General features: G+C 68.0%; 17 protein-coding genes and 2 pseudogenes. 9 read left to right on the top strand and 10 right to left on the bottom strand.

Annotated features, from left to right (window positions below; genetic code table 11):
- Window positions 1-115 precede the first annotated feature (115 nt).
- The 4 genes and pseudogenes from NQK81_RS15785 to NQK81_RS15800 all read left to right on the top strand — a co-directional run.
- Complete coding sequence (locus NQK81_RS15785; RefSeq protein ID WP_257488812.1) at window positions 116-1,294, top strand: glycosyltransferase 87 family protein; 1,179 nt, start codon at window positions 116-118, stop codon at window positions 1,292-1,294.
- Window positions 1,282-2,031, top strand: coding sequence for an SDR family NAD(P)-dependent oxidoreductase (locus NQK81_RS15790; protein ID WP_257488813.1), 750 nt, complete (start codon window positions 1,282-1,284; stop codon window positions 2,029-2,031). Before NQK81_RS15785 ends, NQK81_RS15790 begins: the two co-directional genes overlap by 13 nt.
- A gap of 264 nt (window positions 2,032-2,295) precedes the next feature.
- Window positions 2,296-3,551: pseudogene (locus NQK81_RS15795) on the top strand (HNH endonuclease signature motif containing protein).
- A 308-nt stretch (window positions 3,552-3,859) separates the two neighbouring features.
- Window positions 3,860-4,299 (top strand): annotated as a pseudogene (locus NQK81_RS15800) (transposase); the annotation flags it as partial.
- A gap of 524 nt (window positions 4,300-4,823) precedes the next feature.
- Here the strand turns inward: NQK81_RS15800 and NQK81_RS15805 are convergent.
- From NQK81_RS15805 to NQK81_RS15815, 3 genes are all read right to left on the bottom strand, one after another.
- Window positions 4,824-6,020, bottom strand: coding sequence for an FAD-dependent monooxygenase (locus tag NQK81_RS15805; protein ID WP_257488814.1), 1,197 nt, complete (start codon window positions 6,018-6,020; stop codon window positions 4,824-4,826).
- Between the two features lie 19 nt (window positions 6,021-6,039).
- Entirely contained in the window at window positions 6,040-6,600 is a 561-nt protein-coding gene (locus NQK81_RS15810; RefSeq protein ID WP_257488815.1) for a TetR/AcrR family transcriptional regulator, read from the bottom strand.
- A gap of 81 nt (window positions 6,601-6,681) precedes the next feature.
- Window positions 6,682-7,380, bottom strand: coding sequence for a type 1 glutamine amidotransferase domain-containing protein (locus NQK81_RS15815; RefSeq protein WP_257488816.1), 699 nt, complete (start codon window positions 7,378-7,380; stop codon window positions 6,682-6,684).
- A gap of 121 nt (window positions 7,381-7,501) precedes the next feature.
- On the opposite strand from NQK81_RS15815, the gene NQK81_RS15820 reads away from it, so the two are divergent.
- From NQK81_RS15820 to NQK81_RS15830, 3 genes are all read left to right on the top strand, one after another.
- Window positions 7,502-8,404, top strand: a complete 903-nt coding sequence (locus tag NQK81_RS15820) for a LysR family transcriptional regulator (RefSeq protein ID WP_257488817.1) — start codon at window positions 7,502-7,504, stop codon at window positions 8,402-8,404.
- A gap of 84 nt (window positions 8,405-8,488) precedes the next feature.
- Window positions 8,489-8,677 carry a hypothetical protein gene (locus NQK81_RS15825; protein WP_126733931.1) on the top strand — a complete coding sequence of 63 codons (189 nt, stop codon included), beginning with the start codon at window positions 8,489-8,491 and terminating at the stop codon, window positions 8,675-8,677.
- A gap of 36 nt (window positions 8,678-8,713) precedes the next feature.
- The gene (locus NQK81_RS15830) at window positions 8,714-9,208 is read left to right on the top strand and encodes a hypothetical protein (RefSeq protein ID WP_257488818.1); all 495 of its coding nucleotides are present in this window, start codon (window positions 8,714-8,716) and stop codon (window positions 9,206-9,208) included.
- Window positions 9,209-9,216: 8 nt separating this feature from the next.
- On the opposite strand, the gene NQK81_RS15835 is transcribed toward NQK81_RS15830, so the two are convergent.
- Window positions 9,217-10,173: a GlxA family transcriptional regulator gene (locus NQK81_RS15835; protein ID WP_257488819.1), complete on the bottom strand. Its 957-nt coding sequence runs from the start codon at window positions 10,171-10,173 to the stop codon at window positions 9,217-9,219.
- A gap of 86 nt (window positions 10,174-10,259) precedes the next feature.
- On the opposite strand from NQK81_RS15835, the gene NQK81_RS15840 reads away from it, so the two are divergent.
- Complete coding sequence (locus NQK81_RS15840; protein WP_185927166.1) at window positions 10,260-10,403, top strand: hypothetical protein; 144 nt, start codon at window positions 10,260-10,262, stop codon at window positions 10,401-10,403.
- Between the two features lie 219 nt (window positions 10,404-10,622).
- Window positions 10,623-12,371, top strand: coding sequence for a BCCT family transporter (locus NQK81_RS15845; RefSeq protein WP_257488820.1), 1,749 nt, complete (start codon window positions 10,623-10,625; stop codon window positions 12,369-12,371).
- A gap of 62 nt (window positions 12,372-12,433) precedes the next feature.
- Here the strand turns inward: NQK81_RS15845 and NQK81_RS15850 are convergent, their stop codons facing one another.
- From NQK81_RS15850 to NQK81_RS15875, 6 genes are all read right to left on the bottom strand, one after another.
- A complete protein-coding gene (locus NQK81_RS15850; protein ID WP_257488821.1) occupies window positions 12,434-12,799 on the bottom strand; it encodes a DoxX family protein in 366 nt (121 codons plus the stop codon).
- Window positions 12,799-13,275 carry a carboxymuconolactone decarboxylase family protein gene (locus NQK81_RS15855; RefSeq protein ID WP_126733935.1) on the bottom strand — a complete coding sequence of 159 codons (477 nt, stop codon included), beginning with the start codon at window positions 13,273-13,275 and terminating at the stop codon, window positions 12,799-12,801. The genes NQK81_RS15850 and NQK81_RS15855 overlap by 1 nt, the downstream gene beginning before the upstream one ends.
- Before the next feature lie 28 nt (window positions 13,276-13,303).
- Complete coding sequence (locus NQK81_RS15860) at window positions 13,304-14,167, bottom strand: sigma-70 family RNA polymerase sigma factor (protein ID WP_257488822.1); 864 nt, start codon at window positions 14,165-14,167, stop codon at window positions 13,304-13,306.
- A 72-nt stretch (window positions 14,168-14,239) separates the two neighbouring features.
- Window positions 14,240-16,141, bottom strand: a complete 1,902-nt coding sequence (locus NQK81_RS15865) for an OmpL47-type beta-barrel domain-containing protein (protein ID WP_257488823.1) — start codon at window positions 16,139-16,141, stop codon at window positions 14,240-14,242.
- Window positions 16,142-16,211: 70 nt separating this feature from the next.
- Window positions 16,212-20,177, bottom strand: coding sequence for a ThuA domain-containing protein (locus NQK81_RS15870; protein ID WP_257488824.1), 3,966 nt, complete (start codon window positions 20,175-20,177; stop codon window positions 16,212-16,214).
- A gap of 19 nt (window positions 20,178-20,196) precedes the next feature.
- The gene (locus NQK81_RS15875; protein WP_126733939.1) at window positions 20,197-21,210 is read right to left on the bottom strand and encodes a multicopper oxidase domain-containing protein; all 1,014 of its coding nucleotides are present in this window, start codon (window positions 21,208-21,210) and stop codon (window positions 20,197-20,199) included.
- Window position 21,211: the final 1 nt, after the last annotated feature.

Below are 21,211 nucleotides of genomic sequence, written 5' to 3' on the forward strand. Positions count from 1 at the left end.
ACTGGGAATAAAAAGTCTAGACCAATACCGGGCGCACTGACTGCCGACGGAAGTCGCTTGTCGCCATCGGGGTACAGTCGGGATCATCGACGCACGTCCGAAGGGTCACCACGCGATGCTCCCCACCAAGTCGCGCGGTCGGACCTGGTGGCCGGTCGGCGCGTTCGCCGCACTGGTGCTGGCGTGCGCCGTGGCCTGGGCGACGACGGGCGCTTCCCACAGCGACCTCGAGATCTACCGCTTCGGCGTCGACACCCTGTGGAACGGCGGCGACCTGTATGGCGCGTTGCCGCTTTCCGACGCGGGAATCCCCCTGCTGTTCATCTATCCACCGTTCGCCGCGCTGGTGCTCACCCCGCTGGCGCTGGTGCCGTGGAACGGCGCGGTGCTGTTGTTGTTCGCACTCAGCCTGGCCGCGCTGGGGATCACCTTCTACGGCATCGCCCGCACACTGTGGCCGTCCGGGGACCGGCGGAAGGCGCTGCTCGTCGCATCGCTGGCGATCACGCCGGCGCTCTTCCTCGAACCGGTCCGCCAGACGCTCGGCTTCGGTCAGATCAATCTGGTGCTGATGGGTCTCGTCGCGGCGGACTGCCTGCTGGCCAGGGGCCGCTACCGGGGCATCGGCGTCGGTCTCGCGGCCGCGATCAAGCTGACACCCATGGCGTTCGTGCTGTTCTTCCTGGTACGCAAGGATTTCCGCGGCGCACTGACCGCCATGGGCACGTTCGTGGCGGCCTCCGCCGTCGCGTTCGCGGTCGCCCCGGAGGCTTCCGCGCGGTATTGGTTCGGCGGCTTCGCCGGGGCGTCCGGAATCAGCGGCACCTCGTTCCACACCAACCAGACCCTGCAGGCCGTACTGGCCCGGTTCGGCGTCGAGGGCGCCGCGAAGCCGCTCTGGATCGGCATCACCGGCGTTCTGCTGGTTCTGGTGGCAGTGACCATGTATCGCTCGGCCGTCGTGCCGGCGCTGCTGCTCAACGCGACCTTCGCGCTGCTCGTCTCGCCGACGTCGTGGTCACACCATTGGGTGTGGATCGCCCCGGCGCTGTTCACTACTGCCGCCTACGTGGCACTCAGACGCCGGGCGATGCTTTGGCTCGCCGTCACCGGAGCAGGCGCCACGATCTTCGTCGCGGCGCCGTTCCGGTATTTCCCGGCCTTCGACCGGCCTGGCCAGACGTGGACGACAGCCCAGCAGTGGCTGGGGAACTGCTATGTCGTCGCGGGTCTGGTCTTCCTCGTCGTCGCGGCCGTTCTCGCGCTGCGGAAAGGACCACGATGCTCGACCTGAGCGGCACGACGGCCCTCGTCACCGGGGCCAGCGGTGGCATCGGCCACGGTATCGCCCGGCGCTTCGCCGAAGCGGGCAGCGCCGTCGCCGTGCACTACCACCGCGATGAAGCCTCCGCGCTCGCCGTCGTCGAGCGGATCCAGGAGGCGGGCGGCGCCGCCAAGGCGTTCTCCGCCGACCTCACCGACGACGCCGAATGCCGACGTCTCGTGGCCGCCGCCGCGGCCTGGACCGGGCGGCTGGACACGTTGGTCAACAACGCCGGCGTGCAGCCGATCGAGCCCTTGCCGGAGATGTCGGCCCAGAGCTGGCACGCCGTCCTCGACGCGAACCTCACCAGCGCGTTCTCGTGCACGCAGGCCGCCGCCGAGGTGATGGACGGCGGCAGCGTCATCCACATCGCCTCGATCGAGGCGGCCCATCCCGCGCCAGGGCACGCGCACTACAGCAGCGCGAAGGCCGCCCTGGTCATGCACGCCCGCGCGGCCGCGCTCGAATACGGGCCGCGAGGCCTGCGCGTCAACGCCGTCTCCCCCGGCCTGATCGAGCGCCCCGGCCTCGGCGACAGCTGGCCGGAGGGCGTCCGCCGCTGGGAACAGGCAGCACCCCTCGGCAGACTCGGCACCCCTGACGACGTCGCGAACGCCTGCCTGTTCCTCGCGTCGCCGCTCGCGGCTTGGATCACCGGGCACAACCTGACCGTGGACGGTGGCGTCTCGGCGCGTCCGACGTGGTGATCGGGGATTCGGCCCGCTTGCTTCGCGTTCTTTGGTGGCAATTCGGCGTGGTGGTGGCTCATGTTCAGTTGGTCGCTCGATTCTGCACTTCAGCTCTGACACGTAGTCTCACTGGGGCTTGCTTCGCGTTCTTTAACCCCCTTCGCGCCCTTAAAGGCGCTTCGCTGCTTTAAGATTCCCTTCGCGGTTGCCATTTTTCGGCAATTCTCTTCGCTGGGCCGTTCGGGCTAGCGCAGGTGTTCGATTCGGAGTAGCTTTGAGGTCGTGGCCAGCAACGATGCACCCCAGGGGACGTCCACCGAGTGGTGGCGCGTCGACACCGCGACGCTGCACGCCCGCAAACAAGAACTGGAAATCCTGAAGCGCCAAGCGGATGCGGAGCAGAACGAGATCCTGGCGGAAATCAATTCCCGTGGGGTGCGTGGGTGTAGCGGTCATTCGACGTTGGCCGCGTTGATTTTCGAGGACTTCCTGGTGACGGACAAGGAAGCCAGCGCCCGCGCCGACCGCGTCCTGGCCCTGCACCCCGGCCCCGCCATCGGCGGTGAGCCTGAACCGCCCCTGGCACCGTTGACCGCCCAGGCTGCCGCGGAGGGGGCGATCGGCGGTAGCCAGATCGACGCGATCATCCGCACCCTCGCCCGCATCCCCTCCACCGTGCCCGAGGAGGACGTGCGGGCCGGGGAGGCGATCCTGGTGGAGCTGGCGCGCCGGGCGGGGCCACGGCAGATCGCCCGCGCCGGACGCCGCCTGCTGGACGAACTCGACCCCGACGGCAAAGAGCCCCGTAACGAGGACCCGAAGGACACCCGGCCGGAGCTGCGGTTCGTCAAACACCGCGACGGCACCCTCGGTTTGAAGGGCACTCTCGACCTGGAAACCTATGCGCGGTTGAAGTCCGATCTGGACCCGATGGCCAAGCCGCATAAGGCCGTCGACGGGGTGCGGGACTCCCGCACCCAGGACGAGCGCTACGGAGACGCCTTCACCGACTACGTCCGGTTGAAGACCACCAGCCGCAACCTTCCGGGCCAAGCGGGCGAGGCGACCCACATTTTGGTCACCATGTCGTACGAGGACTTGATCAACGATCTCGGCGAGGCGCATTTGGATCTGGTCGGCCCGATCAGCGCCACCGACGCGCGCATCCTCGCCTGCGACGCCCGTGTCCGGCCCGGTGTTCTCGGCACCGCCGGAGAACCGCTGGACATCGGGCGGTCGAAACGCACCGTGTCATTGGCGCAGAAATACGCGCTGACGATCCGCGACGGCGGCTGCGCGTTCCCCGGCTGCGACATGCCCGTACCCCGCTGCACCGCCCACCACATCGTCTTCTGGCGACACCACGGCGAAACCAAAATCGACAACCTCGTCCTACTCTGCACCAAACACCACCGCCTGATCCACCACAGCGAATGGAAAGTCCAAATCGCCCAAGACGGACTCCCCGAATTCACCCCGCCTAGCTACCTCGACCCACCAGCACACCAAGACGCAACACCATGCACCTCAGAACATAGGCCGACCCCGTGAAACCTCCGAAACCGAGTCGACCCGGCAACGCCGGGCCTTGACATCGGCCTGCGCGGCTTCTACGTCGGACCGCATCTCGCCCGGTCCGACGACACCGGAAGCAACCTCTCGTAGCCGCCGCCATCAGGCACCCGCCGGGACCGATGGCGTCCAGAACCGCTACGCGCCGCGACCGCCGAAAACGTTCCCTCCGTAATCACCGCCATCCAGCATCGAAACCTGGACGCCGTCGGTTCGGACTGGCCGAAAACCGGAGCTGCGGGCGATGTTCGACGAACTCACCTCTCACGGCCCGATCCTGCCCAGACTTTCCGACAGCCCGAAAACCATTCCGCAACAACGGAAAACCGTCGCCGCCGAGATTGAGGAGATCCTTGATGCGCGCCCTCGACCAGGTCCTGACCTCGATGCCCGGCATCGGCGTCAGTACCACCGCACGGATCTTCCACGAAATCGGCGACGCCTCTGGCTTCAAGTCCTCCGGTCGCCTCGCCGCCTACGCCGGTATCGCCCTTGTCATCACCTCGAACAAAGGCGAACACCCCACGCGAACCGGCAACCGCCGGCTCAACGCGCGTTCTTCCTCTCCACCTTCGCGGCTCCCTCCAACCCCAGCAGCCGCGCGTACCTCCAGCGCAAATGCGCGGAAGGCAAGACGCACAACGCCGCCACATCTGCCTCACCCGACGACGCTGCGATGTCCTCCACGCCATGCTCCGCGACCAAACCCACTAGTCCGCGCATGGCACAATCAACGCTATGTCGACCATCCGAAAGGGCAATGCCGCGTAGATCGCCGGCCCGTGTCCGGGCCGATACTCATCGCCGCTGCCGCACTGACGAGCGGATTTTCACGCTTCAGGGCCTCTCACCCCGAGGGCGAGCCGGCATCGCCCGCCTTGAACGCACCCGGCTTTGGCCCGGCGCCTCCGCCGAAGCACTTCAAGCTTGGCGACTGTTCGTCCATGAACCCATGCATCGACTCTGGGACCCTCGCGGTGGCTGCGGTGTGCCGCAATGCTGCCCCGACCCGGCCGAACTGCGACGAACCCTCGACCTCGTCGCAAACGCCCTTCCGCCCAGGGACGCCAGAACCTTCCGGCGACAACTCGCAACCCTCGACGAATTATGGTGACCAGAAAGCCGACTCCCAGTTTGGCAACCAACGTAGGGCTCCCGCCGGGACCGGGCACCTGAACCACCACCATCCGGAGCCGCAACCTCCCAGAACCGCAGCGGCATCGAGGCGCGCCCCGACGTCACCGGCTCCGGATTTCGGCCCCCCGCTTCAGATTCGTCACCAGCGCGGTCGACTTGCCCGTGACAGCGGCCGCGAGCGGCCGTTCGAGCCCGGGAAGGTGTGCCACGTGAAGGAAGAACCGGCGCGCCTGGAGCAGGAAGCGGTTGGCGGGCAGGAACCATCGCGCGCCGCGGCGGGCGACCTGTTGCTTTTCGGTCACCACCGGGCGGACCAGTTCTTCGTACGCCGCGAGCGCGGTCTCGATCGAGGGTGACCGGGTGAGCTGTTCGGCCAGTACGAACGCGCCCGCGATCCCCAGTGAAGCGCCCTGTCCGGCGAGAAGGGAGACGGCATAACAGGAATCGCCGACGAGCACGACCCGGCCGCGGCTCCATGACGGCATCTCGATCTGCGCGACCTGGTCGTAGTACACCTCCCCGGAGGGCGGACACAGAGCGAGTGCTTGCGGCACCGCCCAGCCCAGCGAACCGTAAGTCGCGCGCAGGGCCGCTCGCGCGTCGTCCGGCAGGGCCGGATCGGTGGTGCGGTGCACGGCGAACGCCGCGAGCTTGCCGTCACGGAGACCGTAGAAACCCATCTGCATCCCGATCGTGTCGGTCAGGCAGAACCGCTCCCCCACCCGCGCACGGATCTCCTCGTCCTCGAAAACGAAGGCCGCCGTATGAAACCCGAGATGACGCAAGTACCGGCTCTCCTCGCCGAAGACCAGCCGGCGCACGGTCGAATGGATCCCGTCGGCCCCGACCAGCAGATCGGCTTCGAGCGTCTCGCCGTCCGCCGACGTGACCCGGACCCGGTCGCCGAGATCCTCGACGTCCGTGACACCGGCACCGAACCGGACGTCCACTGTGGACGGAAGCGCGGCGCGCAGGACGCGTTCCAGATCCGGCCGCATGATGCTGCAGAGCCTGCCGCCCACCGATTTGGCGAACTGGACGTAGTCGATGGAGGCGCGGCGGTGGCCGCGCTCGTCCAGCAGGCTCGCCTCGTCCACCTGGTACGCCACGTCTTCGACCTGAGGAAGCAGGCCCATCTCCTCGACGGCGTCGAAGCCGGGGCCGAAGAAGTCGATCATGTAGCCCTGTTCCCGCGGCCCCTCGGCCCGTTCCAGCACAACGACCTCGACGTCGAGTGCCGCGAGCCGGTTCGCCAGCGCCAGCCCGGTGATTCCGGCCCCGCAGATCGCCACCTTCATGGGGTTCCTCCCTTTCGGTTCAGTCGACCAGCCGGCGCAGGACGGCCGGAGAGACTTCGCCCGATCCCGGCCCGAGCGCCCGATGGAGCAGAAGCCCGTCCACCGCCGCGAAAAGAACCGCGGCCGTGTCCTCGGCGTCGGCCACCCCACGCTGCGCCAGCCAGCCGCCGAGCCGGGTGCGCAGGTCGGCGAGCAGCTCGCGGATGCCTTGGCGCAGCGTGTCGTCGCGGGTCGCGGCGAGGTAGGACTCGGCGAACAGCAACGACATCGGGTCGGTGCCGGAGTACCCGCCGACCGACGCCAGCAGCGCGTCCACCGCGTCCGCGGGCGTTTCGAGGGTCTCCAGTGCCGGCTCGAAAGCGAGGGCGACCTCGCGCATCGCCCCCAGCACGGCCTCGATCAACAAGGCCTGCAGCGAAGGGAAGTGATAGTGCACGACGCTCGGCGTGACACCCGCGCGTTCGGCCAGGATCCGGGTGCTCACCGCGGACCAGCCGAGCTCGGGCACGAGGGCGACGGCCGCTTCGAGCAACCGCCGCCGGACGAGCTGACCGCGCGCCGCGGCCGGGGATCCTGCCACCGGTTCATCTCCTAGGGCGTTAGTCCTGTACGACTGCCCTGATCGTATGCCCGGATCCGGCCGCGGCGCAAACCCCGCTGCTCAGGCCGCCTTGAGAAGCTCGACCACACGGTCCGCGGTCGCGACGCTGGACTGCGGGTTCTGGCCGGTGACGAGGTTTCCGTCGACGACGACCTCGCTCGACCAGGCGGCAGCCGGAGTGACGATCGCGCCCTGCTCCCGAAGCCGGGTCTCGACGAAGAAGGGGCTCTTGTCGCCAAGCCCGCCCTGGCGTTCCTCTTCGTCACTGAACGACGTCATCGAGCGGCCGGCGAAGGTGAACGAGCCGTCTTCGCCGCGCGCGCTGAGCAAGGCGGCGAGTCCGTGGCAGAGGGCGGCGATGGTCTTGCCGCGCGCATCGGCGTCGTTCAGGAGGGTACCGAGATCACTGTCGCCCACCAGGTCGGTCATCGGACCGTGCCCGCCTGGCAGGTAGAAGGCGTCGTAGGAGTCGACCGAGACGTCGGAAAGCTTGAGCGGCGCCGAAAGATCGAGTCCCTTGAGGTATTCCGCGAACTTCGCGCCCTCGGCCGGGTCGACGCCGCCGCGTTCGTCGAGGCTGATGGGATCGACGGTCGGCCGGAGCCCGGACGGCGTCGCGATCTCGACCTGGTGCCCCGCCTCGGCGAGCACCCGATGCGATTCGGCGACCTCTTCGGCCCAGAACCCGGTCGGGTGGTCGGTGCCGTCGGTGAGCCGCACGTGGTCGGCGGCCGAGACGATCATGAGGATCCGCGCCATGACTGTTCCTTTCGTTTCTCCGGGGCGGTGTGCCCCACTGCCGGCTTCAACGAGGTCTTCGCCGCGCGTACTCCGCGGAGGCAGCTACGATCCATAAGATTTCTTATGGAAGGTGACTTGCATGCCCAACTTGGATCGGCTGGCGACCTTCCTGGCCATCTACCGTCAGGGCTCGCTCTCCGCGGCCGCCGAGGAACTCGGCCTGACCCAGCCCGCCGTCACCGGGCAGCTGCTCAAACTCGAGGAGGAGCTCGGCGAGCGGTTGTTCGTCCGGTCGCGCCAGGGCGCGGCGCCGACCGCCCGCGCGGCCGAACTCGCCGCCAGGATCGGCACCCGCATCGACGAACTACGGAGCGCGCTGACGGCCGGCGACGACGACGTCCAGTACCGCGAAACGGTGGCGTTGGGCGGCGCGAGCGACGGCATGGCCACGCGGTTCCTGCCCGCGCTCGCCCCGCTGACCGAACGCGGGCTGCGCGTCACCGTCACCCTCGGACTCGCCGACGAACTCCTGTCCGCGCTCGAAGCCGCACGTCTGGACCTCGTCGTCTCCTCGGTCCGCCCACGGCAGCGCGGTATCACCGCGATTCCGCTGATCGACGAGGAATTCGTGCTCGTCGCGGCTCCGGCCCTCGCGCGGAGCGTCGATCCCGCGCTGCTCGAGACCGACCCGGTACCCGCGCTGGCGCATCTGCCGCTGATCGCGTACGCCGACGATCTGCCGATCATCCGCCGCTACTGGCGCAGCGAATTCGGGCGGCGGCCACCGAACCGCGTCGCGATGGTCGTCCCCGACCTGCGCGCGATCCTCGCCGTCGTCGTCGCGGGCGCCGGGGTGAGCGTGCTGCCGCGCTACATCGCCGCGGCCGCGCTCGAAGCGGGCTCGGTGTCGATCGTGCACACGCCGGTGGTGCCACCGCTGAACACGATCTATCTCGCGCTCCGGTCGGGGACGGCGCGGCCCGTGGTGACCCTCATCCGCGACAGGCTGCTGGAACGCGCCCGCTCCTGGGGTTCGCTCTGAATTCCCGGTGCGGCAAAAATGACCTCTTTTCGCGGCGGGATCGTCGCGAGGCTGGCTCCTCCGAACCCGTTTCCTGGAGGACTCATGGTCTCGAAACCCCGCCTCGCACTGGGAATGCTCATCTTGGCCGCCTTGGCGGGCGGGCTGCTCGCGTTGCTCATCTCGCTCGACGTCGGCGCCTTCTGGGCCAAGACGCTGCCGCTCGTCTTCCTGGCAGGCGGGGCGGCGTTCGCCCAATCCCTCGGCCTGTTCAACAAGGCGCCGAAGGATTAGGGACCGGTCCCCGCACCCGCCGTTAGCGTGCTGGCCGTGACCGAGCTGGGTGCCTACGTCGAACGCTTCGAGACGAATTGCCGCAGGCGCGCGCTCCGGGGTGTGGCCGCGATCGTGATCGGCACGCCGATCGCGGCGCTCGGTGTCGTCGTGTTCGTGCTGGGACAGGAGGCCGGGGTCTCCGGTGGGGAGATGGTCATCGGCCTCGTCATCGGCTGCGGGCTGGGGCTGGCGCTGATGGGCGCTTGGGGCTGCTGGCACGCCATCAGCAAACGGGGCGAGATCTTCACCTTGTACGAACAGGGATTCGTGCACACCTGGCGAAAATCGACCACCGTCGTGCCGTGGACCAAGGTGGAGGTGGCCGTCGACCACGCCAAGACGAACGCCCTCGCCAAGGCGTTCGGCGGCGACGTCGGCTGTCTCGTCAAACTCACCGACGGCCGGAAGATCCTCATCAACGGGTTCACCGAAGGCGCCGCTTTGCTGGCTCACGACATCTTCGAGGCCGTCGGGCGGCGCGCCGGCTGACCGCCGGGTCAGACGCGCTGTGGCGCGAAAGTCCGCCGGTAGTCTTGCGGGGCAACGCCGACGACCTTGTGGAAATGGTGCCGCAGCAAGGCTCCCGAGCCGAAGCCGCAGCGGCGCGCGACCTCGTCGATGCTCATCGTCGTCTCCTCCAGCAGCGACCGCGCGTGCAGGACCCGTTGTGTCGAAAGCCATCGGTGCGGTGTGGTGCCCGTCTCCGCGACGAACTTGCGCGCGAAAGTGCGCTCGGACATCCGGGCCCGGCGGGCGAGGTCGGCGACCGGATGGTCGTGCGCGATGTTCTCGAGCATCCAGGTGAGCACCGGCTGAAGACTGTCCCCGGTGCATTCCGGGATCGGCACCTCGACGAACTGCCGTTGCCCGCCTTCCCGTTGCGGCGGCACGACCATGCGCCGGGCGATCACGGTGGCCGCGGCGGAGCCGAGTTCGCGCCGGACCAGATGCAGGCACGCGTCGATGCCGGCGGCCGTTCCCGCGCTGGTGACGATGTCGCCGTCATCGACGAACAGCACGTCCGGATCCAGCTGCGCCTGCGGGAACCGCTTCCGGAATGCCGCGCTGTGCCGCCAGTGGTTCGTGCACCGCCGTCCGTCGAGCAAGCCCGCGGCGCCCAGCACGAACGCGCCGGTGCAGACCGAAAGCAGCGTGGCGCCGCGCTCCGAAGCCGCCCGGAGCGCGTCGAGTACCGCCGGCGGATATTCGTCGCGGACGTCGCACGCGGGGACGACGACCAGATCCACGTCCTCCGTCGCTTCGAGACCGTGTTCCGGAGTCACTTTGACGCCGTGCCCGAGACTGAGCGGTTCTCCGGCCCGCTCCCCGCACACGCGGAAGTCGAGCAGTGGCACTCCGTCATCGGTGCGGTCGTAGCCGAACACCTCGCAGACGACACCGAACTCGAAGGCGGCGAAATCGTCCAACAGCACCACGGCGACGCTTTTCAGCATGACCGGAGCATAGCTGGCAGGATTTTGCCGCACAACGACAGAACTGCCACTTCTGGCAGGATGTCGAGTGGCGCAAACTTACTGCCATGACCGCAATCATCGTCACCCTCGCCCTGATCGCCCTCGTCACCTACCTCTTGAACCGCAACCACACGCGGCAAGGACGTCCGGACGCCGCAGGTGGCGACCCGCTCGGTCGCCCCTTCTGGAGGGGTGGCACCACGATCTGAGGACACCGGGCCACCGCGGCCCGGTGTCACGAGCGCCACGTTCCCCGCCGAGACCGCCGACCGGACCCGCATCCGCCGAGGTCAAGCCCGCAATCACAGCTTTAAACCACTTCGCCCGTATTTTCTGCCGGTTACCAGTTTTCTGGTTAGGGTGCAGTGGTGCAAACGGGTTAACATCGGGCGGAAGGAGCGCGCGCCGCAGTCGGCGCGTCACTGAACATGAGTTCGCAGGACGGTAAACAAGCGGAAGAAGAGGTCGTCGCGGAGACCGCGACCGACCTTGCCCACGCACCGGACACGACGGGTCCGGGCCACCCGCCCGATGAGCACGTCCCCCTCGACCTCGCCGCCGAACGACCCGCGGAGACCGACAAGACCGTTTTCGGTGTGGCCGCGGTGCTCGCGCTCGCGATCATCGTCTGGGGCGTGCTGGCCCCGGAAAACCTCGCGAGTGTCGCGTCGACCCTGCTGAACGACGCCGTGATCCCTTACGGCGGTTGGGCTTTCGTGCTGACCGCGAGTGGTTTCGTGCTCTTCGCGGTCTGTCTGGCCATAAGCCGCTACGGCCGGATCCCGCTCGGCGGGGACAAGGAACTGCCCGAATTCCGGACGTCGTCGTGGATCGCGATGATGTTCAGCGCCGGTATGGGCATCGGCCTGATGTTCTTCGGGGTGTACGAACCGGTCTCCCACCTCGCGAGCCCGCCCCCGGGCACCGCGGCCCCGAACTCCGACGAAGCCGTCCACACCGCGATGGCGACGACGTTGTTCCACTGGACCGTGCACCCGTGGGCGATCTACGCCGTCGTCGGTCTCGCGATCGCCTACAGCACCTTCCGCAAGGGCCGCAGCCAGCTGATCAGCTCGGTGTTCGCGCCGCTGATCGGCAAGCGCCGCACCGAAGGCCCGCTGGGCAAGGCGATCGACATCATGGCGATCTTCGCCACGCTGTTCGGTTCCGCCGCTTCCCTCGGCCTCGGCGCGCTCCAGGTCGGCGGCGGTATGGGCGCCGTCGGCTGGATCGACGACCCCGGCAAGGGCCTGCTGGTCGCGATCATCGCGATCCTCACCATCGCGTTCATCGCTTCGGCGGTTTCCGGTGTGGCCAAGGGCATCCAGTGGCTGTCCAACATCAACATGGTGCTCGCCGCGGTACTCGCGGTGTTCGTGCTGGTGGTCGGGCCGACCGTGCTGATCCTCAACATCGTGCCGGGCGCCATCGGCGACTACTTCCGCGAGCTGGCGGAGATGTCCGGCCGCACCGGGATGACCGGTGGCGCGGAGATGCAGACCTGGCTCGGCGGCTGGACGGTCTTCTACTGGGCGTGGTGGATCTCGTGGACGCCCTTCGTCGGCATGTTCATCGCGCGGATCTCGCGCGGCCGCACGATCCGGCAGTTCATCTTCGGTGTCATCGCGATCCCGAGCGTCGTGAGCCTGATCTGGTTCGCGATCTTCGGCGGCGCGGCGATCAGCAGGCAACGGGCCGGGACGGACATCGCGGGCGCGGGCAGTGCCCAGTCGGCGACGTTCGAACTGCTCGAGACGCTGCCGTGGTTCATCCCGATCGCGATCCTGGTGATGATCCTGGTCTCCATCTTCTTCGTCTCCGGCGCGGACGCGGCGTCGGTGGTGATGGGTACCTTGTCCCAGCGCGGAAGCGTGCATCCGAAGAAGACCGTCGTGATCTTCTGGGGCGTGCTGATGGGCGCCGTCGCGGCGGTGATGCTGCTCGTCGGCGGGGACAAGGCGCTGACCGGTCTGCAGAACCTCACGATCCTGATCGCGGTGCCGTTCGTGTTCGTGATGGTCGGGTTGTGCGTCTCGGTCTGGAAGGACCTGCGCAACGACCCGCTGATGAAACAGGAAGACGCGATGATGTTGTCGCTGAAGGAACTCCACGAGGAACGCACCAACAGCCACGGCGGACGCCGTCGCATCCTCGGGCGGGCGAAGCAGCGCACCTGAGCTGAATCGCGTGAAGGCCCCCTTCCCTCTGCTGAGCCGAGGGAAGGGGGCCTTCACGCGTGTCAGGCGCGCCCGATGGCGACGAACGCGCACAACGCGAGATAACCGAGATCCAGCAGCGCGACCAGCGGCTCGCGGCGACGCAGGCGAACGACCACGGCGCCCGCCATCACCAGCGCCAGCCCGAGGGCGGCCAGCGGCACGAGTTCCGGCGCGATGTCCAGCAAGGCCGGGAGGATCAGGCCGGCCGCGCCCAGGATCTCGACGATCCCGATGAACTTCACGGTGCCAGGGGCGACATCCAGCACCCAGCCCGCGGCCGAGCCCACTCCTGCGATCGTTTCCCTTCGCAGGAACAGTTTCCCGACGCCGGACACGACGTACATGACGGCCAGCAGCCAGGCGACGACCCACAGCGCGGTGTCCATCAATGCCCCGCGTACTGGCCGGGCGTGTAGTCACCCGCCGGCTGCCGGGTGATGACGTTCAGCCGGTTGAAGGCGTTGATGAGGGCGATCTGGGTCACCAGCGCGACGAGCTGCTCGTCGTCGTAGTGCTTGGCGGCGGCCGCCCACGCTTCGTCGGTGACGCCGCTGCCGTCGGCGAGGCGGCAGCCCTGCTCGGTGAGTTCCAGCGCGGCGCGTTCGGCCTCGGTGAAGACCGTCGCCTCACGCCAGCACGCCACCAGGTTCAGCCGGGTCGTGGTCTCCCCCGCGTGCGCCGCGTCCTTGGTGTGCATGTCGAGGCAGCCCGAGCAGCCGTTGATCTGGCTGGCCCGGATGTTCACCAATTCCCTTGTCGCCAAAGGAAGTTCGCTGCCGTCGAGGACTTTCGCAGCGGAAACGAGGTGCTTCACCAGCTTCGGCGCGAGGGCGGTCTTGAGGTAATCGATCCTTGCCTGCATGGGATTTCTCCTTCTCGTCGGTCTTCACTTACTCCGACGAGGAGGACTCCCGAGAGGTAACACCCATGGCCGCGAGGCGACGCGGGTCACTCACCGAATCGATTTCGACGATGCGGCCGTCGACGATGGTGCAGGACATCACGCCCAGCAGCTTGCCGGTCCGGCTCCACGACACGATTCCCGGTTTGCCGTCGACCAGCGCGGGACGGGTGGTGACGACGGCGCGCGCCCCGCGCTGGACCCGCGTGGCCACCTCGTACGCACCGAGCCGTACGACCTCGCCGTGACGGCTCCGCGAACGCCACGTCACGTCGGGGTCGAGCATCTCGACCAAGCTTTCGAAGTCTCCTTCGCGCGCTGCCGCGAGGAACGCCTCGACGACCGCGTGCTGCCGGGGCTCGTCGGCCGGACGCTGTCCCCGCACCTTCCGGCGGGCCCGGCTGGCGAGCATCTTGGCCGCGTCCGCGGATTTGCCGAGGATCTCGCCGACCTCGGCGAACGGGACCCCGAACAGGTCGTGCAGGACGAAGGCCAGCCGCTCGGCCGGGCCGAGGGTGTCGAGCACCACGACCAGCGCCACCCCGACCGATTCGGCGAGCAGTGCGTCCTCTTCCGGCGAGTCCTCGAGCACCAGCAGCTCGGGCGGCTCGTCGTAGGAGTCCTCGGGGCGCGTCTTGCGGGAGCGCAGGACGTCGATGCAGACGCGGCCGACGACGGTGGTCAGCCAGCCGGAGAGGTTGTCGATCGTGTCGGCGTCCTGGCGGGCCAGCCGCAGCCAGGCCTCCTGGACGGCGTCCTCGGCGTCCGCGCGCGAGCCGAGCATCCGCTGCGCCACGGCCACCAGACGCCCGCGCTGCTCCTCGAACGCGCTGGCCAGGGCTTCGCCGGTCATGTCGATACCTTTCTCGCGCCGAACCCGTCATGGACATGACGAGCGCGACGCGAGAAAGGTAACCGACTTCGCTCAGACGTCCCGGATCGGCGTCTTCACGACCTTCTTCATCCCGGGGTTCGACGTCTTCGGCTTCTTCGTCTTGCCGGGTTCGGGCTCCGGCTCCGGCTCGGCGGTCGTGCCGCCGATACCGGAGTCGATCGCAGCCGTGACGATCAGTTCACGCTCGTAGGACGAGATGACCTCGCCGTCGAGGAGTTCCTGTGTCACGGCCCGCACGTAGGTCACGAACTGGTCGTTCGACGAGTAGTCCGACTCGTCGTCGATCACGTCGTTGATCGTGCAGCCGTTACCGGTGTCGCGGTTCTCGACCTGGCTGTCCGCCGTGCCGAGGATCACCGTGTCCCGGACGTCGGAGTCCGGGCAGGCGTCCGGGCCCGGCGGCGCGGCGACGATGGTGAACGCGCCGCCCTGTTCCGCCGAGACGTTGCCCGCCTTGTCCGACGCGCGGTAGGTCAGCGTGTGCGTGCCGAGCTCGGTCACCTTCACCGGCGCGGTGTAGACCGTCCAGGCCCCACCGTCCAGTTTGTACTCGATCTTGTCCACACCGGACCCGGTGTCCGTCGCGGTCAGGTTGATGGTCGCGTCTTCGATGTACGACCAGCTTCCGTCCAGATCACCGCTCACCACCACCGAAACGGCGGGCGCGGTGCTGTCGTCGCCCTCGACGATGGTGAACGTCGCCGTGCCTTCCGCCGAGACGTTGCCCGCCTTGTCGGTGGCGCGGTACTTCACCGTGTGCGCGCCGACGACGGTGAGCGCGAGCGGCGCCGAGTACGTCAGCCATGGGCCGCCGTCCAGCTGGTACTCGACCTTGCCGACACCCGAACCGGCGTCGGTCGCCGCGAGGGTCACGGTCGCCTTGCCGACGTAGTTCCCGGCCGTGTCCTTGGTCCCGGTCACCTCGGCGGTCACGGTCGGCGCGGTGGTGTCACTGCTGACGATGGTGAAGTGCGCCATGCCCTCCGGCGAAACGTTGCCCGCCTTGTCCGACGCGCGATAGTGCACCATGTGCATGCCCGGCGCGGTGACCGCGACCGGAGCGGTGTACGCGGTCCACGCGCCTTCGTCCACTTTGTACTCGACCTTGTCGACGCCGGAGCCGGTGTCGGTCGCGGTGAGCTTCACGGTGGCGGTGTCGAGGTAGTTGCCCGCGGTGTCCTTGGTGCCGGTCACCTCGGAGGTCACCGTCGGCGGTGTCGTGTCACCGGGCTGCCCGGTGACGACGGTGAACGACGACATCCCTTCCGGCGAAACGTTTCCGGCCTTGTCGGTAGCGCGGTAGTGGACCATGTGCGCGCCGGCGGCGGAGACCGCAACGGGTGCCGTGTACGCGGTCCAGGCGCCGCCGTCGAGCTGGTACTCGACCTTGTCCACACCGGACTGGCTGTCCGACGCGGACAGGTTCACCGTCGCGGAACCGACGTAGTTCCCGGCGGTGTCCTTGGTACCGGTCACGTTCGCGGTCACCGTCGGCGGCGTGGTGTCCGGGGTCGGCTCGCCGGTGACGACGAACTCGCCCATCATCTTGGTGTGGCCCTGGATCGTGCAGTAGTAGCGGTACTTGCCAGGGGTCAGCGTCACCGTGGCCTGGTGCACGCCGTTCTTGTCGTCGTAGGGGTTGGCGAGGATGTTGAGGTTGACGTCGTGGTTGTAGCCCGCGGTCGACGTGTCGAACGTCAGCGTGTGCGACATCGTCGAGCCGAGCTCTTCGGTGTTCTTGAAGACGATCGTGGTCTCACCGGCCACCGCGGTCGACGGCGCGCTGAGGTAGTGGTCGGTGCTGTCGCCCGCGGTCCATTCCAGGGTCTGGACGGGGGCGGCGGAGGCGGGAGCGGACGAGCCCGGTAGGACCAGGCCCGCCAGCGCGAGTGTCGCGGCCACGAGCGCCACGACGAGGGTTCTTGGAGACATCGCAGGGAAACCTTCCGTACAAGGGAGACCGGCCGGGCACGCGAAGTCGCGCGCCCGGCCGGCTTTCGCGCTACAGCTGCCGCACCCGGATGTTGCGGAACTCCATCAGGTCGTTGTCACCGTGGTTCTGCAGACCGATGAACCCGCTGACGAACTGCCGGAAGTCGGTGGACGGATCGCCCGCCCGCGACGAGGAGATCCCCGGCGCGTTCTCGAACTCGTTGATCACCACACCGTTGCGGATGATCGTGTACTTCTGCCCGACGACCTTGACCTCGTACTCGTTCCAGGTCCCCTTCGGCTTCACGCCCGCCTGGTCCAGCGGCCGCGGGTCGAAGTTGTAGATCGACCCGGTCTTCTGCGGTTCACCGGTGGCCCCGTCGTACAGCTGGACCTCGTGACCGCAGTAGATCGCGACCCAGGCCTGTGACGTCCTGGCCGAACCGACCGTGCCGCAGCTGCCCGGCGGACGCTGCTCCAGCGGAGTGCGCGGATCCGGGAACCGGACGAACACACCGCTGTTGGCGCTGCCGTTCGGCGCGATGTCCTTGAACTGCAGCTTCACCGAGAAGTTGCCGAACTGCCGTGCCGAGTACCACAGCATCCCCAGCCCGCCCGACGGTCGCAGTGACCCGTCCGGCTGGATGGCGAACTGCCCGGACGGCGCCTGCGACCAGTTCCGGAACGACTCCGGCGTGCCGTCGTAGATCGCGTCGTAGCCGGTGACGCCCTTGTTGCCGATGGGCGACGCGGCGGCCGCGGCGTTGATCTTGTCCGACTCGGCCGCGTTCAGCACACCGAGGTCGCCCAGCCGGTCCACGGCCTGGGTGACGTGGTTGACGAATCCGGCGTGGGAGGTCCACGTGGAGTCGTCGTCGATCATGTCGTCGACCGTGCAGCCGCCACCGGCGTTGCGGTTGGTCACCCCGGTGTCGGTGTCGCCGATGGTCACCGTGGCGCTGGGATCCGCCACGAGACACCCGACGCTCACCGAGTTCCGCGTGGTCACCGTCTCGCCGTTCGCGTAGGTCACGGTCAGCTTGGCGGTGTACAGCCCGGTGCGCGGGTAAGCGTGCCGCGGGTCGGGCTGCGTCGAGAACGTGCCGTCGCCGAACTCCCACTTGTAGGAGACACCGCCGGACTTCGACCCGGTGAAGGCCGCGGTGAGCGGCTTGTTCTGCACCATCGTCGAGGACGCCGCCGCGGACGGGGTGGCCTCGCCGCCGATGTAGCTGATCTTCAGCAGCTTCTGGTTGTTGGTCAGGGTGAAGAAGCCGCCGCCGTAGTCGAGCGCGTACAGCGCGCCGTCCGGCCCGAACTTGGCGTCCATCCACTGGTTCAGCTTGGTGTCGCCACCACCGGTCGGGATGATCTGCCGCACGGTCTCGGCGAACACCGGCGGATCCTGCTTCGCGACGCCGTTCGGGTCGAGGGTGACCGCGATCCGGTTCTGCCCGTTGCTCTGGTCACCGATGAACCACTTGTCGTTCCAGTAGGCGGGCCACGCGACGCCGCTGTTGGTGTTGACCAGTTCGCGGTGGTACGTCGGCCCGGTCATGACCGCCTGGCCGCCGCCCTTGAGGTAGGGCTGCGTGTAGGTGGCCTCGGCCGCGTTGTACGTCGGGACGGAGCTGTTGGGGCGGTTGGGGAACACCGGCCCGCCGCCGTCCGGCGCGTACCAGATCATGTTCTTCTTGATCGGCGGCAGGTTCACCAGGCCGGTGTTGCGCGGCGAGGTGTTGACCGGGTTGTCGCAGTCGTACCAGCCGGTGAGGACCGCGGCGTCGGTGCTGCTGCGGTCGCGGTACGGCTGCTTGTTGCCCATGCAGTACGGCCAGCCGTGGTTACCCGCCTCGGTGATGACCGTGGCGGTCTCGTACTTGGCCGGGCCGAGTTCCGGGCTCGGCGAGGACGCGTCCGGGCCGACCCACGCGGCGGTCAGCCAGTTGGTCTTCTTGTCGACTTGCAGACGCGAGATGTTCCGCACGCCCATCACGTAGATCTCGGGCCTGGTCTTGTTCCCGGGGTCGTTGGCCTCGGGGAACAGGTTGCCCGCCGGGTTGGTGTAGGTACCGTCCGGCTCCGGGTGGATCCGCAGGATCTTCCCGTTGAGGTCGTTGGTGTTACCGGCGGTGCGGCGCGCGTCCTGGAACGAGACGCCCTTGTAGTCCTGGGTCCAGTTGTTGCCGGAGTACCCGTTGGAACCCTGCGACGAGTTGCTGTCGCCGGAACCGATGTAGAGGTTCCCGTCCTTGTCGAAGTCCATCCCGCCGCCGGCGTGGCAGCAGCTGTGGACCTGGACGTCCCAGGACAGCAGGTCCTTGCGGGTCGCCTGGTCCAGCGTCTGGTTCTTCAGGTCGTAGGTGAACCGCGAGACCGTGCGCTTGCCGATCCGCTTGTCGATGTCGACCGACTCGTGCGGCATCCAGTAGGCGTACATGAAGCCGTTCTCGCTGAACTTCGGGTCCAGCACGAGACCGAGGAGGCCTTCCTCGTTCTTGACCAGTTCGTCGCCGCTGCCGCGGTTGCCCATCACCTTCAGCGTGGTGAGCAGCTTCGGCTTCTTGGTGACCGGGTCCCACTGGTGGATCGTGCCGCAGCCGGCGCCGATCTGGGGGTTGGTCCAGTCGTTCGGCGCGGGGACGACGTTGCCGGCGCAGGCGGCGCGGCCGATGTAGAAGACCCGGCCGTTCGGCGCGATGGTGAGCCCGTGCGGCTCGCCCATCTGGTCCAGCTGGCCGGGCTGGTTGATCCCGGTCAGGCGCTCGACCTTGTAGTTGGCCGCGATACCCGCCTTGCAGTCACCGCGCACCATGCCGGTGGTCCACTTCAGCGCGCCGAGGATGTGGCTGCGGAACTGAGCTTCGCCGTAGCTGGCCTCGGTCCGGCCCATGCCGGTGTAGAAGGAGCGGCCGCCGTCGTAGTCACGGCACCACGAGATCGGGTGGAAGGCGCCGTTCGCGCCGACACCCGGCTTGTAGGTCGATTCCTCGACCTGCGCGACCGTGTGCACGGTGCCGACCGGGTTGACCTCCCAGTTGAGCCACCGGTCGGTGCGGACCCACTTCTGCGGCAGGCCCGCGGTGGCCGGGTTCGCCTTGTCGAGGACGTCGACCGTTGCCTCGGCGGGCGGGGCCTCCGGCGGCGGCGGGGTGGTCGAGTTGTCCTTGTACAGCTTCCAATCCGCCAGCTGGATGAGCGGGTCACCGGCGTTGGCGGTGATGTTCAGCCGGTAGTTCGCGTACGCCGTGGTGTTGGCGAAGGTGAACTTGCGGCTCACGAACCGGTCGGCGAACGTCTCGTTGGTGCGAGTGTCCAGATCGGTCCACGTGGTCCCGTCGTTGGAGCCCTGCAGGGTCCAGCTCTTCGGGTCACGGCCGGGGAAGTCGTTCGCCGAAACGAGGTCGTAGCTGCTGACGGCGACCGGGGCGACCATCTTGTAGGCGACCCAGCCGGTCGGCTGGAAGGCCAGCCACTTGGTGTTCTCGTTGTTGTCGGCGAGCTTCTCCTTGCCCTCGTTGGGCGCGTTCTCCGCGCTCGCGGTGACCGAGGCGACCGCCTCCGGCGTGGGACGCGCCCCCACCGGACGGGCGCCGATCAGCCCGGAGAACCACTGCGAGCCGTCCTGCGCCCGCGCGGCGTCGGACAGGCCGAGGAAGCCGCCGCCCGCCTTCATGTAGTTCTGCAGCGAGGTTTCCTGGTCGCGGTTCAGCGTGATGCCTTGCGCGGACAGGAAGACGACGCCGCGGTATTTCGCGAGGTTCGCCTGCGTGAACACCGCGGGGTCCGAAGAGGACGAAACGGAGATCCCGTTCGCCTGGCCCAGGCTTGCGATCGCGTCCGTGGCGCGCAAGACGGGGTCCTTCTGGTCCGCGGCGGTGCCGTGGAAGACCAGGACGTTGACCGGGACGTTCGTCGCGGCTTCGGCGGTCACCGGTGCGATGGCCAGCGGAAGCCCGGAGGTGACGACGGCGCCGACCGCGAGCGCGGCCAGCGACCGTCTGCGGAGCCGGCGTTGCGAAAATACTCGTCTCAAGTTCTCGCTCCTTTCAAGACTAGTGGTGGTGGGCCGAGGCGCCGGTGGCGTTCGGCGTGGACGTGGTGTGCTGGTGCCCCTTGAAGCGGTCGATCGCCTCCTGGGCGCCCGCGGGCATCCCGCCGTCGGCGTTGCGGACCAGGAACACCCCGGACATGCCGTCGTCCGAGTGCTGCTGGACGTGGCAGTGGTACATCCACGCGCCCGGCCCGACGCCGTCACCGGCGATCACCTGGAACCCAAAGGAGTTGCCGGGGTCCAGGGTCTTGTTGTCGACGATCGGGGCGTTGTCGGTCGCGCTGGTGAGCATGCCGGTGCGGGTGTCCGCCCAGCGGTGCGCGTGCAGGTGGAAGGTGTGCATCAGGTTGCCGTGCCCGATGCAGATGAACTCGACGCGTTCGCCGAGGTTCGCCTCGAAGATCGGTGTGTTCGGGGCGACCTGGTGGTTGACCCACATTTCGGTGAACACCACGGTGAACTGCTTGCTGGGCAGCAGATCCCCGCGTTTGCGCACGATGAGTCCGCCGTAGAGACCCTTCATCAGTCCCGCGGTGCCGTGGTCGCCGCCGAACGCGTGGTCGTGGTAGTGCCAGTACCCCGCGCTGCCGGGCATCCAGAAACCGTTGGCCGTCTGGTAGGCCGTCCGGGTCTTCCAGGTGTAGGTCTTGGTCTCGTAGGGCTTGTTGAAGGAATCGTTGAACGGCGAGCCGTCCGACTTGGTGTCGTAGTTGACGCCGTGCGGGTGGATCGACAGCCGCTGGTCGGTGTTGTTGACCAGCTCGATCACCAGCGTGTCACCCTCGTAGCACTCCAGGAGCGGTCCGGGGATCGTCGGTTTCCCGGGCTCCAGCCCGTAACCGACCCGGGTCGAACCGGGAACGTAGTCGGCGTAGATGGTGATGTTGCGGGTCATCCCGGCCGCGGCGGCCGGCGCCGAACCCGCGCTGGCCGACACCACGACCGGGGCGATGACCCCGGCCGCGGTGCCCGCGAGCATCGATCTGCGGGACAGCCCGCGGTTCTTCTTGTCCATT

The organism is Amycolatopsis roodepoortensis (assembly GCF_024628825.1).
Classification (GTDB): Bacteria; Actinomycetota; Actinomycetes; order Mycobacteriales; family Pseudonocardiaceae; genus Amycolatopsis; species Amycolatopsis roodepoortensis.

Coding starts and splice junctions, on each gene's coding strand:
- NQK81_RS15785 (WP_257488812.1), top strand. CDS start 116: ATGCTCCCCACCAAGTCGCGCGGTCGGACCTGGTGGCCGGTCGGCGCG.
- NQK81_RS15790 (WP_257488813.1), top strand. CDS start 1,282: ATGCTCGACCTGAGCGGCACGACGGCCCTCGTCACCGGGGCCAGCGGT.
- NQK81_RS15805 (WP_257488814.1), bottom strand. CDS start 6,020: ATGAAGGTGGCGATCTGCGGGGCCGGAATCACCGGGCTGGCGCTGGCG.
- NQK81_RS15815 (WP_257488816.1), bottom strand. CDS start 7,380: ATGGCGCGGATCCTCATGATCGTCTCGGCCGCCGACCACGTGCGGCTC.
- NQK81_RS15820 (WP_257488817.1), top strand. CDS start 7,502: ATGCCCAACTTGGATCGGCTGGCGACCTTCCTGGCCATCTACCGTCAG.
- NQK81_RS15825 (WP_126733931.1), top strand. CDS start 8,489: ATGGTCTCGAAACCCCGCCTCGCACTGGGAATGCTCATCTTGGCCGCC.
- NQK81_RS15835 (WP_257488819.1), bottom strand. CDS start 10,173: ATGCTGAAAAGCGTCGCCGTGGTGCTGTTGGACGATTTCGCCGCCTTC.
- NQK81_RS15840 (WP_185927166.1), top strand. CDS start 10,260: ATGACCGCAATCATCGTCACCCTCGCCCTGATCGCCCTCGTCACCTAC.
- NQK81_RS15845 (WP_257488820.1), top strand. CDS start 10,623: ATGAGTTCGCAGGACGGTAAACAAGCGGAAGAAGAGGTCGTCGCGGAG.
- NQK81_RS15850 (WP_257488821.1), bottom strand. CDS start 12,799: ATGGACACCGCGCTGTGGGTCGTCGCCTGGCTGCTGGCCGTCATGTAC.
- NQK81_RS15855 (WP_126733935.1), bottom strand. CDS start 13,275: ATGCAGGCAAGGATCGATTACCTCAAGACCGCCCTCGCGCCGAAGCTG.
- NQK81_RS15860 (WP_257488822.1), bottom strand. CDS start 14,167: ATGACCGGCGAAGCCCTGGCCAGCGCGTTCGAGGAGCAGCGCGGGCGT.
- NQK81_RS15865 (WP_257488823.1), bottom strand. CDS start 16,141: ATGTCTCCAAGAACCCTCGTCGTGGCGCTCGTGGCCGCGACACTCGCG.
- NQK81_RS15875 (WP_126733939.1), bottom strand. CDS start 21,210: ATGGACAAGAAGAACCGCGGGCTGTCCCGCAGATCGATGCTCGCGGGC.